This window comes from Paramixta manurensis (genome assembly GCF_013285385.1).
Classification (GTDB): Bacteria; Pseudomonadota; Gammaproteobacteria; order Enterobacterales; family Enterobacteriaceae; genus Paramixta; species Paramixta manurensis.
Genome location: NZ_CP054212.1, coordinates 4269190 through 4284405, shown reverse-complemented (window position 1 = coordinate 4284405; position 15216 = coordinate 4269190). Strand labels below are relative to the sequence as shown.

The following is a 15216-nucleotide window of genomic DNA, read 5'->3' as shown; positions in this document are numbered from 1 at the left end:
TTCTCAGCACCAGGTGCTGCCTGTAAGAATGTTCAGCAGACTTAAAAATAGGACGTGGAATTTTTGATATCCCAGCCCATTCGGGTTTCAGCACCTTTACCGCCGGTTTCAGACTGTTCCCAGTACTGGAACTTAACCCGGTCTGCCTGGAATTCATAGGCAACCTCAGTCTCCGGGCTACTTTCCCGCAGGGTTACCTCCATGATGATAACGTTCTCCAGCGTGATACGATAATATTCCTGCTGACTTCCGCCCGCTTTGCAGGCAGAAATTTCTACCTTCTTAATTTTGTTCCCGTTGGCGGAATATAGCAATTTTGTTCCCGTTGGCGGAATATAGCAGCGCACCCGGAGTGGCTTTATCAACCCGGCAGTGAACGACAAGGTTAGTAAACGATGTTTTCCCGGGTCCCGAACCATTATCATCGCGCCGGCTGCCCCAAGTATAGGTTACGGCATCTGTCCATCCCTCATGGGCGGCATCCTTTGATTCGCCAGTCACACCAGCCATCTTCAGAAAAACGTTATTCATTTTCTTCCCTGCTATTTATATGGTCGCCCCGTAAATGTTACCCGACTAATGCTCCGGTGCAAGAATAAATGTTCAGTATGGCTTATTGATGTGCGTCAGCGCATAAAGGATCCAGTTGTTACTGAAAAGGACGCCGATACTAACCGGCACCGTGACCCGGCACAAACGGTTGAAAGCAGGGCCGGTGCGAAGGGATAAAAACCGGCCCTGGCCAGGCCGGAATGACCTGACAGGCGTTACTATAATCCGCTCGCGCTATCACACCAGCGCCGCTGGCAGTGGCTGCGAAGCGTGTTCCTCACTTTCGCGCGCCCTTACCGGTCTGTGCAAATTATTGCGCGGCGCGTCCTAAATAACTGTCCCAATCTTTCCATACCGGCTGTAGGCCTGCCCGTGTTAACGCCTCCGCAACCTGTTGCGGCGTGCGATTATCATGCGGGGCAAACTGCTCCAGTTCAGGATGATTATCGGCATAACCGCCAGGCTGCGTTTTGGAAAACGCGCTCACGCTATTGATGGCTAACGGCACGACATGATCGCGAAAATGCGGTGATTCACGCGTCGACAGTGATAGTTCCACCTCCGGCGCGAACAGGCGAAACGCGCAGATAGTTTGTACCAGTTGCGCCTCACTCATTACCGACGCCGGTTCAATTCCGCCCGCGCACGGGCGCAGCCGTGGGAAAGAGACCGAATAGCGGCTTTGCCACCACTTTTGCTGTAGCCACAGCAAATGTTCCGCCACCATAAAGCAATCGGTACGCCAGCTATCCGACAAACCAATTAACGCGCCAAGCCCGATCTTGTCGATCCCGGCGCGACCAAGGCGATCCGGGGTTTCCAGACGAAAGAAAAAATCCTGCTTATTGCCCTTTAGATGGTGCTGGCTGTAAACCGCCGGATGATAGGTTTCCTGGTACACCAGCACGCCATCAAGCCCAAGGGTTTTAAGTTCGGCATATTCCACTTGTGAGAGCGGTTGAACCTCCATCATCACGGAGCTGAAGTTCTGGCGAATCACCGGCAGATGCTGACGGAAATAATCCATACCGACTTTACTTTGGTGTTCACCGGTGACCAGCAACAGGTGATCGAAACCCAATGCCCGGATCGCCGTGCATTCACGGGCGATCTCGGCGGCATCCAGCGTCTTACGCTTAATGCGGTTACTCATTGAGAAACCGCAATAGGTACAGTCATTCGCGCATAAATTAGAAAGATAGAGCGGAACATAAAAACTGACGGTATTACCAAAACGTTGGCGTGTCAGGCGCTGAGCTTTCTGTGCCATCGGTTCCAGCCAGGCGCTGGCGGCGGGAGAGAGCAATGCCATTAACTCCTCTCGTCCTACACGTGGGGCATTAAGAGCCCGCTCAACATCGGCTGAGGTTTTACTGTTAATGCGCAGTGTAATGTCATCCCAGTTCAATGTTTCCCAACGCGAAAGAAAATCTTTCATGATAAGGCCTCACCTTGTCCGAGGAAGGCAGTCAGCGGGCTGGATGCTGCTGCTTGCTGTTGTACCGTGCCTAATCCGCTGCGCTGCGCCAGCGCACCGGCTTCGACCGCCAGACGAAAGGCACGGGCCATTTGTACCGGGTCGCGCGCGACGGCAATTGCGGTGTTAACCAGCACCGCATCGGCCCCCATCTCCAGCGCTTCGCTGGCATGACTTGGCGCGCCAATACCGGCATCAATGATTACCGGTACATTGGCCTGCTCGATGATAATCGCCAGTAAGTCACGTGTTTTAAGCCCCTGATTGCTACCAATTGGCGCGCCAAGCGGCATGACAGCGGCGCATCCCACCTCTTCAAGCCGCTTACATAACACCGGATCGGCACCACAGTAGGGCAGCACCACAAACCCTTCTTTCACCAACTGCTCCGCCGCCTTTAGCGTTTCTATTGGGTCTGGCAGCAAATAGCGTACGTCAGGGTGAATTTCTAATTTAAGCCACTGTGTACCCAGCGCCTCACGCGCGAGACGAGCGGCGAAAAGCGCCTCTTCCGCGGTTTTCGCGCCGGAGGTGTTGGGTAGCAACTGGACGCCAAGCTGTCGTAGGGGCAGCAAGATCCCATCATCGCCGCCGCGTAAATCAACGCGTTTCATCGCCATGGTCACCAGTTGCGAAGCGGATTCTTGTAAAGCGGCCAGCATCAATTGCGGCGTGGCGAATTTGCCGGTACCGGTCAGCAGGCGCGATGAAAAAGTTTTATCAGCAATCTGTAACATGTCAGCCTCCGGCAATGGCCTGGAAAATCACCAGCTCATCGCCCTCCTGTAGAAGTTGGGTATCCCAACGATGATGGGGAACGATAGTTTGATTCACCGCCAGCGCGGTGCTTGGCTGGTGCAGTGACAACTGTTTCAGTAAGGCGGTCAGCGTCAATGGCGCGGAACAGGCCATTTGCCGATCATTAACGATGATATTCATGGCGTTTCTCCGCATACCGGGCAGTGTGGCGTACGTTCAAGGTTCAGCGTGCGCCAAACCTGTTGTCGGCCATCGAATAGACGTAGTTTGCCGTTTAAGGGCGAGGGAATGCCTGCCAATAGTTTCAGTGCTTCTAACGCCTGTAGCGTACCGATAACGCCCACCACGGGCCCAAGTACGCCTGCGGTACGACAATTGCGCTGTGGTTCACTCTCGTCAGGCCACAAGCAGCGGTAACAGCCCTGTGTCCAGGGTGGCGCGATCACCATTAACTGGCCGCTCCATCCCACGGCACTGCCGCTAATCAGCGGTTTTCCGGCGGTAACACAGGCATGGTTGATCGCGTGGCGGGTAGCCATGTTGTCACTGCAATCCAGTACCAGATCGACCTGATCAACAAGTGATGGCAGGGTTTTCTCATCCACACGTTGCGCCAGCGCGATGCTGTCGACCTGTGGATTGAGCGCGCGCAGCCGCCGTTGCGCCAGGTGCGCTTTACTCTGGCCGGTATCTGGCTGGTGGAACAGAATTTGGCGTTGTAAGTTGCTGATATGCAGAGTGTCATCATCCGCCAGGAGCAGTTTGCCGACGCCAGCCGCCGCGAGATATAGCGCGGCAGGCGAACCCAATCCACCTAAGCCGATGATTAAGACGCGACCACGCTGCAGTTTTTCCTGCCCTTCAATACCGAACTCCTCCAGCAGGAGTTGGCGGCTATAGCGCATAAAATCGCTGTCATTCATCCCCGACTCCCGCAAGCGCCAGTAACTGTTGCGTGGCGCTGCGCCAGTCTGCGGCGTGGGTAATGGCGCTGACGACCGCCACGCTACCGACACCGGTTTCCAGCACCGCCGGTACCCGTGCGATGCTGATGCCGCCAATTGCCACGGTCGGGTAGCCTTGCAGGCGCTGCATATGCGCGGCTAATTGCTTTAATCCTTGTGGCGCAGAGGGCATCTGTTTCGTTTGCGTAGGAAACACGTGCCCCAACGCAATATAGGAAGGGCGCACGGACAGCGCGCGGTCAATCTCCATATCGTCATGAGTAGACACGCCAAGGCGTAAACCGGCTTCTCGTATGGCGTTAAGATCGGTTTCGGCAAGATCTTCCTGACCGAGATGTACGCCGTATGCCCGATGTTTAATCGCCAGCCGCCAATAATCATTAATAAATAGACGCGCCCGGTAACGTTGCCCCAGCGCAATGGCGGCGCGAACATCCTCTTCCACGTGATGATCGTGTTGGTCTTTGATACGTAACTGCAGAGTACGTACACCTGCCTCCAGTAGGCGTTCAATCCATGCCACGCTATCTACCACCGGATAGAGCCCTAAACGAAGGGGAACGGTGGGAAAGTCAGGTTGATACCTTACCGCCGTGCGGCGAATATTCTCGTGTGCGGCGGTCTCTCTCTCCAGTGGAGAGGAAAATTTTGGTTCGCTGCCGGACATAGCCATTTCCTGTGAGTAAGGGAAAGTTGCTTGTCTGGAGTTCGGAGGGAGTAATGAAACGGCGGGTCAAGAAAGGGATAATGTCGCCGTAAGCCAACTTTACTCTTGTTCCCTTCGCAGGTTCTAACCTGATCAGGTTCCGCGGATCCCGAATTAACGGTCTCAGCCCGGTAGGGCACTCCGACAAGATGTGGGGTGATGCAGAGCGACTTACGTCACAGCTTCAACCCAAATAGCCCCTCCAGCATAAAGGGGCGAGGTAGAAACTACAAGGGGGTAGCAATGGCGTGATGTTTATGCCGGCCTAACCAGTTCAGTTTCATTCGCCACCACGCCGGGTAACTGAAGCTGGTTCTCCCAGGCGAGCTGAATCAGCTTATCTTCCAGCGTAAACCGCGCCTCCAGCGTTTCACCCACTTCTGACAATGCCTGCTGAAACTCGACATAGTTATCATGATCGATGGCCGTTTCCAGATGGGTATCATACAAACTCATCAACAACTCGGTATTCCCTTCCAGCGCCGGATAAATCTGGGCCGCTGCCGTCAGAGGGCTATCGCCTTCCAATTCTTCGATAATGCGTTCATAGATACTGAAATGTCCGGTAGAGAGATAATCGACCAGTTTTTGGCAAAAATTATCCAATGCCTTTTCATCCAGCGCGGTGAGCGATTCCTTGTTAGGCTTAATGCCAACGGTCTGATAATAGGCAACTAGCAGTTGCCGACGGGCACTTAGCCAAAGATCTACCAGTGCATTACTGCCACCTACGCGTTGGGTCAGAACGTCTAAATGGTTAAGCATGATCGACTCCATGTGAGTAATAGCCCGACATATTTTAGGTTGCATGTGCGTTACCGCTTTCATGCAACCTGAATTATTTAGGGTATAGTTTTAGCGCAATGTTTAAATATGTAGCGGTACTCTACAAACTACAAATATCTTGTCTTCAGGATACTTTTTTATGGAACATGAAATTAGAAGCGTAGACGCTGGATGGTGGATTGTCAGCCATGAGCAGAAACTTTGGTTACCAAATGGCGATTTACCGTACGGCACAGCGGAGACATTTGACCTAACCGGTTCGAAAGCGTCGCCGATCGGCGAATGGCAGGGTGAAACCGTGTGGCTGGTGCGCGAGGATCGCGCGGAGAATATGGGCTCGGTACGGCAAATCATGGATAAAGAGGCCGGGCTGTTCCAACTGGCGGGGCGCGGTGTCCAATTGGCGGAGTTTATCCGCTCGCACCGTTTTTGCGGCTATTGCGGTCACGAAATGCACTTGAGCAAAACCGAAAATGCCTGTTTGTGCGCGCATTGCCGTCAACGTTACTATCCGCAGATCGCGCCTTGTATCATCGTCGCCATTCGGCGCGGCGACCAGATCCTGCTGGCACAACACGCGCGTCACCGTAATAGCATTTATACGGTATTAGCCGGGTTCGTCGAAGTGGGAGAAACCCTTGAACAAGCGGTGGCGCGCGAAGTAATGGAGGAGAGTAGCGTCACGGTTAAAAATGTTCGTTACGTTACCTCTCAACCCTGGCCATTCCCCCATTCGTTGATGATGGCGTTCATGGCTGAGTACGATGAGGGCGAATTGCAAATTGATAACCATGAACTGATCGACGCCGGTTGGTTTCGCTATGACCAATTACCGCATCTGCCGCCGCCGGGCACGGTCGCGCGGCGGTTAATTGAAGACACTGTCGCGCTATGCCGCGCCGAAACGGAATGAGTGATACACTAGCCGCCTGTGTTTGTGAGAGCCTGATTATAATGAACGAATTGAAGAACGATCGTTACCTCCGTGCCCTGCTACGCCAGCCGGTTGACGTTACGCCAGTGTGGATGATGCGACAAGCCGGGCGCTATTTGCCGGAATATAAAGCCACGCGCGCGCAGGCGGGTGATTTTATGTCGTTGTGTAAAAACGCTGAATTGGCCTGTGAGGTAACCCTACAGCCGTTACGGCGTTATCCGCTGGATGCGGCGATCCTGTTCTCTGATATTCTGACCATTCCGGATGCAATGGGCTTAGGGCTGTGGTTCGAAGCGGGCGAAGGGCCGCGTTTTTCCTCGCCAATCACCTGTCGGGCAGACGTGGATAAATTGCCGGTACCCGATCCGGAGCAAGAACTGGGCTACGTAATGAAGGCGGTACGCACCATTCGTAAAAACCTGCGGGGCGAAGTGCCTCTGATTGGTTTCTCCGGTAGCCCATGGACGTTGGCGACCTATATGGTTGAAGGCGGTAGCAGCAAGGCATTTACCAAAATTAAAAAGATGATGTATGCCGAGCCACACACGCTGCACGCCATGTTGGACAAACTGGCCGATAGCGTCACGCTTTATCTTAATGCGCAAATCCGTGCTGGCGCGCAGGCGGTAATGGTTTTTGATACCTGGGGCGGTGTACTGACCGGGCGTGATTACCGTGAATTTTCACTGTATTACATGCATAAAATCGTCGATGGACTGTTGCATGAACATGAAGGTCAGCGGGTGCCGGTAACGCTATTTACCAAAGGCGGGGGGCAGTGGCTGGAAGCGATGGCGGAAACCGGATGCGATGCTCTGGGCCTGGATTGGGCTACCGATATTGCCGATGCGCGGCGCCGTGTGGGCGATAAAGTGGCGCTGCAAGGTAATATGGACCCTTCCATGCTGTATGCGCCGCCAGCGCGTATTGAAGAGGAAGTGGCGACTATTCTCGCCGGGTTTGGTCATGGCGAAGGCCATGTGTTTAATCTCGGTCACGGTATTCATCAGGATGTGCCGCCGGAGCATGCCGGTGCATTTGTGGAGGCGGTACATACCCTTTCCCGGCCTTATCACCAGGAGTAATTATGGATATGCAGGCATTGCGCGCTGAACAGCTAGCGCGTGCCTCTGAAGTGGTGCGTCACGATGACTTTGAGGTGATGCCGCCACGCTTGATCGCTGGCGCGGATGTCGGTTTTGAGCAGGGAGGCGAGGTAACACGCGCCGCGCTGGTTATTTTGGAATATCCTTCCCTGACGCTGATCGAACATAAGGTGGCGCGTATCGCCACCACCATGCCGTATATCCCCGGCTTTCTCTCATTCCGTGAATATCCCGCCTTATTGGCGGCCTGGCAGATGCTGGAGCACCAGCCTGATTTACTCTTCGTGGATGGGCATGGTATTTCACATCCTCGTCGGCTCGGTGTCGCCAGCCACTTTGGTCTGCTGGTGGATGTTCCCACCATTGGCGTGGCTAAGAAGCGCCTGTGCGGTAAATTTGAGCCGCTGGACGCTGAACCCGGCGCGTTGCAGCCATTAAACGATAAAGGCGAGCAGCTAGGCTGGGTATGGCGCAGTAAAAAGCGCTGCAATCCTTTGTTTATCTCTACCGGTCATCGGGTCGGGATGGATAGCGCGCTGCATTGGGTACAACAGTGTATGCAGGGCTACCGTCTGCCGGAACCCACGCGCTGGGCTGATGCGGTCGCCTCAGGGCGCCCGGCTTTCCTGCGTTTGCAGCAGGGTTAACGGTGTGAGCCGGTCGCTTTTACGGTACACTGTCGCCCGAACAGTATTGACGAGATCTCATCATGTTACGTAATCCCATCCATCTGCGGCTCGAAAAGTTAGAAAGTTGGCAGCATGTGACCTTTATGGCCTGCTTGTGCGAGCGAATGTATCCCAATTATTGGGCTTTCTGCCAACAAACCGGCTTTGCCGATGCACAGATTTATCGCCGCATTCTCGATCTGGTGTGGGAAACGTTGACGGTGAAAGAGGCGAAAGTCAATTTCGACAGCCAGCTCGAAAAGCTGGAAGAGGCGATTCCTAACGCCGAAGATTACGATCTTTACGGTGTTTATCCTGCCATTGATGCCTGCGTGGCATTAAGTGAATTATTGCATTCGCGTTTAAGCGGTGAAACGCTGGAACATGCTATTGGCGTGAGTGATGCATCAATTACCACGGTCGCGATGTTGGAAATGACTCAATCCGGTCGTGAGATGAGTGACGATGAGCTAAAAGATAACCCGGCGGTTGAAGAAGAATGGGACATCCAGTGGGAGATTTTTCGCCTGCTGGCAGCCTGTGAGGAACGTGACCTGGAGTTAATCAAAGGGCTGCGATCTGACCTGCGAGAAGCGGGAATCAGTAATATCGGTATAAAATTTGAGCGGTAAGGCGATAAAACGTGACTTCACGCCTGATTTGTAGCGCCTAAAGGCTTCACATTCGCCCCCTGTCTGGTCTACATTTGGGGGGCTGAAAAATGTGGCTATCGGTGCGTGCAGGCTGAAGAGTGCCAGAATCTGGCTTTTCCCTCGCACTCGATGCTTAGCAAGCGATAAATACACTGTAAGGATAACTTATGAACAAGACTCAACTGATTGATGTAATTGCGGACAAAGCGGATCTGTCTAAGACCCAGGCAAAAGCTGCTCTGGAATCCACCCTGGCTGCGATTACTGAGTCTCTGAAAGAAGGTGATGCTGTACAACTGGTTGGTTTTGGTACTTTTAAAGTTAACCACCGCGCTGAGCGTACTGGCCGCAACCCGCAGACTGGCAAAGAAATTAAAATTGCTGCTGCAAACGTACCGGCATTCGTATCAGGTAAGGCCCTGAAAGACGCTGTTAAGTAATAGCGTTGCGGTGAAAGGTTTGACGAGGGGCGATTTCGCCCCTTTTGTTTATGAAAATTCTCTCGCTTAAACCGAATTTATGTAGCCTGGCAATCTTGGTATTGGCGGGCTGTAGTTCCCATTCGCGCTTACCGGACTTTACTGCCAGCGGTTATCTGGCCGATCGTGGCGCGGTGCGTATTTGGCGTAAAGATCATCAGCAGCAAGTCTCGCATATGATGACGATATTCACTCCCTTCAGCGCTGGCGTGAGCGAAATTACCGATTACGGCTGGTCAGAAGGCAAACTGGTCAGTATTGAGCGCCATATTCAGGGGAAACACCCGGATGACGTCACGCTACGCTTTGATCAGGACGGTAGCCTCAGTTTTATGCAGCGGCAGCTTGAAGGGCGCCGTGAGGCATTGAGTAATGATGCGGTGGCGCTCTACAAGTTCGATGCGCAGCGGATGCTGAAAATTAGCGATGCATTGCTTACTGGTCGCGTAGTCTTAAAACAGGGTCATTGGCTGGGGAATGGGCTGATCAAGACGTGTCAGGGCGACAGTGTGAAACCGGCGCTGGATAACTTGGCGCTCAATTATATTATGCAGCAGCAGAGTGCTGCCCGCTCAACGCTAAGCGTGGCCTGGTTGGATGCGCCGGAAGGTACTCAATTGTTGTTGGCGACGGCCGAAGATTACTGCCAACAAGAGCCGAACGAAGCGGATTTCTGATCGGGCGTGGTGGTAAATTTGCCGCCCTCAGAAGAGAGCGGCAGGCCAGCTTAGCGGCGATTAATGGCGCGATAACCAATATCTTTGCGGTAAAAACTCCCTTCCCACGAAATGTCTTGCGCCAGCGCGTAAGCGCGCTTTTGCGCCGCTGCGACATCCTCTCCCAACGCGGTAACGCATAACACGCGCCCACCCTGGGTAACCACGACATCGTCGTGTAATTGAGTACCGGCATGAAACACTTTGCCATCGGCGCGCTCTTCTAGCGGCAGTCCGTGGATCTGATGGCCGGTTGTATAACTGTCAGGATAGCCGCCGGCAGCAATCACAACGCCTAATGATGGACGCGGATCCCACTGCGAATCCTGACGATCCAGCTCTCCTTTACAGGCTGCCAGGCAAAGCGCGACTAAATCTGACTGTAGGCGCATCATAATCGGTTGAGTTTCCGGGTCGCCAAAACGGCAGTTAAACTCAATCACCTTCGGCTGCCCGGCTTTATCGATCATCAGGCCAGCATACAAAAAGCCCGTATAGACGTTGCCTTCAGCCGCCATACCGCGCACTGTCGGCCAAATGACACTATCCATCACGCGCTGGTGGATTTCATCAGTCACCACCGGCGCCGGCGAATAGGCGCCCATACCACCGGTATTGGGGCCGGTATCGCCATCGCCCACGCGTTTATGATCCTGGCTGGTGGCCATTGGCAGAACATGTTCGCCATCGACCATTACGATAAAACTGGCTTCTTCACCATCCAGAAACTCTTCGATCACGATACGGTGACCGGCGTCGCCAAACGCATTGCCTGCCAGCATGTCCTGAATTGCGGCTTCGGCCTCTTGCAGCGTCATTGCCACAATAACGCCTTTACCGGCGGCAAGGCCATCAGCCTTGATAACGATCGGGGCGCCTTTACTACGCACATATGCAAGCGCGGGTTCGACTTCAGTAAAGTTTTGATATTCCGCGGTGGGAATATGGTGGCGGGCAAGAAAATCTTTGGTGAAAGCTTTGGAGCCTTCCAATTGTGCTGCTGCTTGCGTCGGGCCGAAAATGGTTAGGCCCGCCGCCCGGAAAGCATCGACAACGCCAATGACCAACGGCGCTTCAGGGCCGACAATGGTTAGGTCAATCTTTTCGCTCTGCGCAAAACGCAGTAGCGCCGGAATGTCCGTAGCGCTGATATCGACGTTTTGTAAGGCGGGTTCCAGCGCGGTTCCGGCATTACCCGGCGCGACAAATACCGTTTCAGCGAGTGGTGATCGGGACGCTTTCCATGCCAGCGCGTGCTCGCGGCCGCCATTACCAATGACTAAAATTTTCATCTTTAATGCTCCAGTGGCAATTAATGGCGGAAATGACGCATATCGGTAAAGATCATTGCAATGCCATGTTCATCGGCGGCGGCAATAACTTCATCATCACGAATTGACCCGCCGGGTTGAATTACGCAGCTGACGCCGACAGCCGCTGCGGCGTCAATGCCATCGCGAAACGGAAAGAATGCATCGGACGCCATCGCCGAGCCTTTTACTTCTAGCCCTTCGTCGCTGGCTTTGATACCGGCGATTTTTGCCGAGTAAACGCGGCTCATTTGACCGGCGCCAATGCCAATGGTCATGTTATCGCGCGCGTAGACAATCGCATTGGATTTAACGAATTTCGCGACTTTCCAGCAGAAGAGGGCATCACGCAGCTCTTTTTCGCTAGGCTGACGCTTGCTAACTACGCGTAACTGGCTTTCCGTCACCATACCCACATCGCGATCCTGTACTAACAGACCGCCATTAACCCGTTTAAAGTCGAGCCCTGTGGTTCGCTGTTGCCACTCTCCGCATGTCAGCACGCGCACGTTCTGTTTTGTTGCCGTAACGTTCAGTGCGGCGGCGCTGACGGAAGGCGCGATAATCACTTCAACAAACTGGCGGCTGATAATTGCCTGCGCTGTGGCCTCATCCAATTCACGGTTAAAGGCGATAATGCCGCCAAATGCCGAGGTCGGATCGGTTTTGTAAGCGTGCTCGTAAGCGTTAAGGATCGTCGCATCTACCGCGACACCGCATGGGTTGGCATGTTTAACAATCACACAGGCTGGTTCGTCAAAGGCTTTAACGCACTCCAGCGCCGCATCGGTATCGGCGATATTGTTATATGAGAGCGCTTTCCCCTGATGCTGCCGGGCGGTGGCAACTGAGGCTTCAGTAAGCCCCTCTTCTATATAGAAGGCGGCATCCTGGTGGCTGTTCTCGCCATAACGCATATCCTGCTTCTTAATAAAGTTCAGGTTTAGCGTGCGAGGGAAGCGCCCGGATGGCTGGTCGGTTTCGCCGTAATAGGCCGGGACCAGGCTGCCAAAGTAGTTAGCGATCATACTGTCATAAGCGGCAGTATGCTCAAACGCTTTGATAGCTAAGTCAAAACGTGTTTCGAGAGTGAGGGAGTTTTGCTGCGCATCCAGCTCGGCAATAATGGCCGCATAGTCGCTACTGTTTACTACGATGGCAACGTCTTTATGGTTTTTAGCCGCCGAGCGCACCATGGTTGGCCCGCCAATATCGATATTCTCAACCGCATCTTCTAGCGAGCAACCTTCACGGGCGACGGTTTGCGCGAAAGGATAGAGGTTAACGACCACCATATCGATCGGCGAGATATGGTGTTCCGCCATGATCGCATCATCCTGACCGCGACGTCCCAAAATTCCACCATGCACTTTCGGATGCAACGTTTTAACACGGCCATCCATCATTTCCGGGAAGCCGGTATAGTCGGATACTTCAGTAACGGGAAGACCGGCGTCAGCTAATAGACGAGCGGTACCTCCGGTAGAGAGGAGTTCGACCCCACGGTCTGAAAGTGCCTGGGCGAATTCGAGGATACCGGCTTTGTCAGACACGCTGAGCAGAGCGCGGCGTACAGGACGAGGTTGTTGCATGGTGATTGATCCCTTGGCTTTGGTTCGCAAATAAAGAGCGTTACCTCAAGCTTAGCGATATTTGCGTGCCAGGTTTGAGGTAACGCCCCGAAAAGGGGCATCCGTGACGTCGCGAGGCATTGTAGCGAAAACGTTTGCGCGATGCTCGTCTAAATTTAGTCTGGTTAATAAATGTGGATAAGTTTGTGTATAACCGGGTATAAACGCCGGTTTTGCTGTGGAATGCAGCGAACGGGCTTTTTTGGGTAAATTAGTGGTTGCGGGCGGCGGGAAACTCCCTATAATGCGCCTCCATCAACACGGCACAACGGCTTACAGGCCGCCGGGTTGAGAAAGCCGGAAACATTCGGCTAGCGAAAGAGAAAACTTCTGAAAAACGGGGTTGACTCTGCGGGAGGAAAGCGTAATATACGCCACCTCGCGACAGGCGGTTAAGCCGCTGTTCGCACTGCTCTTTAACAATTTATCAGACAATCTGTGTGGGCACTCGCAGGATTGATATCGCAAGCATCTGCGGATGCAACAAAATATCAAGTCTTGAAGAGTGACTACTGATTTTATAAACAGTTTTAATTCTTTGAGCATCAGACACTTTTAAATTGAAGAGTTTGATCATGGCTCAGATTGAACGCTGGCGGCAGGCCTAACACATGCAAGTCGAACGGTAGCGGGAAGAAGCTTGCTTCTTTGCCGACGAGTGGCGGACGGGTGAGTAATGTCTGGGGATCTGCCCGATGGAGGGGGATAACCACTGGAAACGGTGGCTAATACCGCATAACGTCGCGAGACCAAAGTGGGGGACCTTCGGGCCTCACACCATCGGATGAACCCAGATGGGATTAGCTGGTAGGTGGGGTAACGGCTCACCTAGGCGACGATCCCTAGCTGGTCTGAGAGGATGACCAGCCACACTGGAACTGAGACACGGTCCAGACTCCTACGGGAGGCAGCAGTGGGGAATATTGCACAATGGGCGCAAGCCTGATGCAGCCATGCCGCGTGTATGAAGAAGGCCTTCGGGTTGTAAAGTACTTTCAGCGGGGAGGAAGGGGTGAAGGTTAATAACCTTTGTCATTGACGTTACCCGCAGAAGAAGCACCGGCTAACTCCGTGCCAGCAGCCGCGGTAATACGGAGGGTGCAAGCGTTAATCGGAATTACTGGGCGTAAAGCGCACGCAGGCGGTCTGTTAAGTCAGATGTGAAATCCCCGGGCTCAACCCGGGAACTGCATTTGAAACTGGCAGGCTTGAGTCTCGTAGAGGGGGGTAGAATTCCAGGTGTAGCGGTGAAATGCGTAGAGATCTGGAGGAATACCGGTGGCGAAGGCGGCCCCCTGGACGAAGACTGACGCTCAGGTGCGAAAGCGTGGGGAGCAAACAGGATTAGATACCCTGGTAGTCCACGCCGTAAACGATGTCGACTTGGAGGCTGTGAGCTTGACTCGTGGCTTCCGGAGCTAACGCGTTAAGTCGACCGCCTGGGGAGTACGGCCGCAAGGTTAAAACTCAAATGAATTGACGGGGGCCCGCACAAGCGGTGGAGCATGTGGTTTAATTCGATGCAACGCGAAGAACCTTACCTGGTCTTGACATCCACGGAAGAACGCAGAGATGCGTTTGTGCCTTCGGGAACCGTGAGACAGGTGCTGCATGGCTGTCGTCAGCTCGTGTTGTGAAATGTTGGGTTAAGTCCCGCAACGAGCGCAACCCTTATCCTTTGTTGCCAGCGATTCGGTCGGGAACTCAAAGGAGACTGCCGGTGATAAACCGGAGGAAGGTGGGGATGACGTCAAGTCATCATGGCCCTTACGACCAGGGCTACACACGTGCTACAATGGCGCATACAAAGAGAAGCGACCTCGCGAGAGCAAGCGGACCTCATAAAGTGCGTCGTAGTCCGGATCGGAGTCTGCAACTCGACTCCGTGAAGTCGGAATCGCTAGTAATCGTGGATCAGAATGCCACGGTGAATACGTTCCCGGGCCTTGTACACACCGCCCGTCACACCATGGGAGTGGGTTGCAAAAGAAGTAGGTAGCTTAACCTTCGGGAGGGCGCTTACCACTTTGTGATTCATGACTGGGGTGAAGTCGTAACAAGGTAACCGTAGGGGAACCTGCGGTTGGATCACCTCCTTACCTGAAGATACTTTCCCGCGAAGTGCTCACACAGATTGTCTGATAAGAAGTCATGAGCAAGGCGTTTACACGTTGGGGGTGCTGCGACAAAAGACAATGTCGCTCGGTTTTCTGAAGAAAAACCTCGCCCTTACGTGAAATTAACGAATCGGTGATTCGTAAAGCAAATTTCACGTCCCCTTCGTCTAGAGGCCCAGGACACCGCCCTTTCACGGCGGTAACAGGGGTTCGAATCCCCTAGGGGACGCCACTTGCTGGTATGTGAGTGAAAGTTGCGTGCCGTTATATCTCAAAGCTGACTTGCAAGAGTCACGTTTGAGATATTTGCTCTTTAACAATCCGGAACAAGCTGAAAATTGAAACGACGTGCTG

Annotated in this window: 16 protein-coding genes, 1 tRNA gene, 1 rRNA gene and 1 riboswitch; of the genes, 8 read left to right on the top strand and 10 right to left on the bottom strand. The window is 53.5% G+C overall.

Annotation, left to right across the window (positions count from 1 at the left end; translation table 11 throughout):
- Window positions 1-41: 41 nt before the first annotated feature.
- The 8 genes from PMPD1_RS22825 to rsd form a co-directional block, all read right to left on the bottom strand.
- Window positions 42-314 carry a type VI secretion system tube protein Hcp gene (locus tag PMPD1_RS22825; protein ID WP_354292709.1) on the bottom strand — a complete coding sequence of 91 codons (273 nt, stop codon included), beginning with the start codon at window positions 312-314 and terminating at the stop codon, window positions 42-44.
- Complete coding sequence (locus PMPD1_RS22820; RefSeq protein WP_354292707.1) at window positions 283-531, bottom strand: type VI secretion system tube protein Hcp; 249 nt, start codon at window positions 529-531, stop codon at window positions 283-285. Before PMPD1_RS22820 ends, PMPD1_RS22825 begins: the two co-directional genes overlap by 32 nt.
- 331 nt (window positions 532-862) lie before the next feature.
- Window positions 863-1990 carry a 2-iminoacetate synthase ThiH gene (gene thiH / locus PMPD1_RS20600; RefSeq protein ID WP_173635803.1) on the bottom strand — a complete coding sequence of 376 codons (1128 nt, stop codon included), beginning with the start codon at window positions 1988-1990 and terminating at the stop codon, window positions 863-865.
- Window positions 1987-2766: a thiazole synthase gene (locus tag PMPD1_RS20595; RefSeq protein ID WP_173635802.1), complete on the bottom strand. Its 780-nt coding sequence runs from the start codon at window positions 2764-2766 to the stop codon at window positions 1987-1989. Before PMPD1_RS20595 ends, thiH begins: the two co-directional genes overlap by 4 nt.
- Window position 2767: 1 nt before the next feature.
- The gene (gene thiS / locus PMPD1_RS20590) at window positions 2768-2968 is read right to left on the bottom strand and encodes a sulfur carrier protein ThiS (RefSeq protein WP_173635801.1); all 201 of its coding nucleotides are present in this window, start codon (window positions 2966-2968) and stop codon (window positions 2768-2770) included.
- Window positions 2965-3711, bottom strand: a complete 747-nt coding sequence (locus tag PMPD1_RS20585) for a HesA/MoeB/ThiF family protein (protein ID WP_173635800.1) — start codon at window positions 3709-3711, stop codon at window positions 2965-2967. The genes thiS and PMPD1_RS20585 overlap by 4 nt, the downstream gene beginning before the upstream one ends.
- Complete coding sequence (gene thiE, locus PMPD1_RS20580; RefSeq protein ID WP_173635799.1) at window positions 3704-4420, bottom strand: thiamine phosphate synthase; 717 nt, start codon at window positions 4418-4420, stop codon at window positions 3704-3706. The genes PMPD1_RS20585 and thiE overlap by 8 nt, the downstream gene beginning before the upstream one ends.
- A gap of 92 nt (window positions 4421-4512) precedes the next feature.
- Window positions 4513-4613, bottom strand: a riboswitch (TPP riboswitch).
- Between the two features lie 101 nt (window positions 4614-4714).
- Entirely contained in the window at window positions 4715-5224 is a 510-nt protein-coding gene (gene rsd / locus PMPD1_RS20575; protein ID WP_173635798.1) for a sigma D regulator, read from the bottom strand.
- Between the two features lie 160 nt (window positions 5225-5384).
- Here rsd and nudC point away from each other — a divergent pair, with 160 nt between their 5' ends.
- From nudC to PMPD1_RS20545, 6 genes are all read left to right on the top strand, one after another.
- Window positions 5385-6158: an NAD(+) diphosphatase gene (nudC, locus tag PMPD1_RS20570; RefSeq protein WP_173635797.1), complete on the top strand. Its 774-nt coding sequence runs from the start codon at window positions 5385-5387 to the stop codon at window positions 6156-6158.
- Window positions 6159-6199: 41 nt separating this feature from the next.
- On the top strand, window positions 6200-7267 hold the full coding sequence (hemE, locus tag PMPD1_RS20565; RefSeq protein WP_173636305.1) for a uroporphyrinogen decarboxylase: 1068 nt from the start codon (window positions 6200-6202) through the stop codon (window positions 7265-7267).
- A 2-nt stretch (window positions 7268-7269) separates the two neighbouring features.
- Window positions 7270-7935 (top strand): deoxyribonuclease V, encoded by a 666-nt coding sequence (gene nfi / locus PMPD1_RS20560; RefSeq protein WP_173635796.1) that lies wholly within the window; start codon window positions 7270-7272, stop codon window positions 7933-7935.
- 62 nt (window positions 7936-7997) lie between these two features.
- Window positions 7998-8588, top strand: coding sequence for a YjaG family protein (locus PMPD1_RS20555; RefSeq protein ID WP_173635795.1), 591 nt, complete (start codon window positions 7998-8000; stop codon window positions 8586-8588).
- Window positions 8589-8776: 188 nt separating this feature from the next.
- Entirely contained in the window at window positions 8777-9049 is a 273-nt protein-coding gene (gene hupA / locus PMPD1_RS20550) for a nucleoid-associated protein HU-alpha (protein ID WP_002438605.1), read from the top strand.
- Window positions 9050-9099: 50 nt separating this feature from the next.
- Entirely contained in the window at window positions 9100-9765 is a 666-nt protein-coding gene (locus PMPD1_RS20545; RefSeq protein WP_173636304.1) for a DUF1481 domain-containing protein, read from the top strand.
- A gap of 50 nt (window positions 9766-9815) precedes the next feature.
- Here PMPD1_RS20545 and purD read toward each other — a convergent pair whose 3' ends face one another.
- Together purD and purH are read right to left on the bottom strand one after the other, a co-directional pair.
- Window positions 9816-11096, bottom strand: coding sequence for a phosphoribosylamine--glycine ligase (gene purD / locus PMPD1_RS20540; RefSeq protein WP_173635794.1), 1281 nt, complete (start codon window positions 11094-11096; stop codon window positions 9816-9818).
- 20 nt (window positions 11097-11116) lie between these two features.
- Window positions 11117-12706, bottom strand: coding sequence for a bifunctional phosphoribosylaminoimidazolecarboxamide formyltransferase/IMP cyclohydrolase (purH, locus tag PMPD1_RS20535; RefSeq protein WP_173635793.1), 1590 nt, complete (start codon window positions 12704-12706; stop codon window positions 11117-11119).
- A gap of 596 nt (window positions 12707-13302) precedes the next feature.
- Between purH and PMPD1_RS20530 the strand changes: the two genes are divergently transcribed.
- Window positions 13303-14844 (top strand): 16S ribosomal RNA (locus tag PMPD1_RS20530).
- Between the two features lie 174 nt (window positions 14845-15018).
- Window positions 15019-15094 (top strand) — tRNA-Glu (locus PMPD1_RS20525).
- The last annotated feature ends 122 nt before the right edge of the window (window positions 15095-15216 follow it).

Coding starts and splice junctions, on each gene's coding strand:
- PMPD1_RS22820 (WP_354292707.1), bottom strand. CDS start 531: ATGAATAACGTTTTTCTGAAGATGGCTGGTGTGACTGGCGAATCAAAG.
- thiH (WP_173635803.1), bottom strand. CDS start 1,990: ATGAAAGATTTTCTTTCGCGTTGGGAAACATTGAACTGGGATGACATT.
- PMPD1_RS20595 (WP_173635802.1), bottom strand. CDS start 2,766: ATGTTACAGATTGCTGATAAAACTTTTTCATCGCGCCTGCTGACCGGT.
- thiS (WP_173635801.1), bottom strand. CDS start 2,968: ATGAATATCATCGTTAATGATCGGCAAATGGCCTGTTCCGCGCCATTG.
- PMPD1_RS20585 (WP_173635800.1), bottom strand. CDS start 3,711: ATGAATGACAGCGATTTTATGCGCTATAGCCGCCAACTCCTGCTGGAG.
- thiE (WP_173635799.1), bottom strand. CDS start 4,420: ATGTCCGGCAGCGAACCAAAATTTTCCTCTCCACTGGAGAGAGAGACC.
- rsd (WP_173635798.1), bottom strand. CDS start 5,224: ATGCTTAACCATTTAGACGTTCTGACCCAACGCGTAGGTGGCAGTAAT.
- nudC (WP_173635797.1), top strand. CDS start 5,385: ATGGAACATGAAATTAGAAGCGTAGACGCTGGATGGTGGATTGTCAGC.
- hemE (WP_173636305.1), top strand. CDS start 6,200: ATGAACGAATTGAAGAACGATCGTTACCTCCGTGCCCTGCTACGCCAG.
- nfi (WP_173635796.1), top strand. CDS start 7,270: ATGGATATGCAGGCATTGCGCGCTGAACAGCTAGCGCGTGCCTCTGAA.
- PMPD1_RS20555 (WP_173635795.1), top strand. CDS start 7,998: ATGTTACGTAATCCCATCCATCTGCGGCTCGAAAAGTTAGAAAGTTGG.
- hupA (WP_002438605.1), top strand. CDS start 8,777: ATGAACAAGACTCAACTGATTGATGTAATTGCGGACAAAGCGGATCTG.
- PMPD1_RS20545 (WP_173636304.1), top strand. CDS start 9,100: ATGAAAATTCTCTCGCTTAAACCGAATTTATGTAGCCTGGCAATCTTG.
- purD (WP_173635794.1), bottom strand. CDS start 11,096: ATGAAAATTTTAGTCATTGGTAATGGCGGCCGCGAGCACGCGCTGGCA.
- purH (WP_173635793.1), bottom strand. CDS start 12,706: ATGCAACAACCTCGTCCTGTACGCCGCGCTCTGCTCAGCGTGTCTGAC.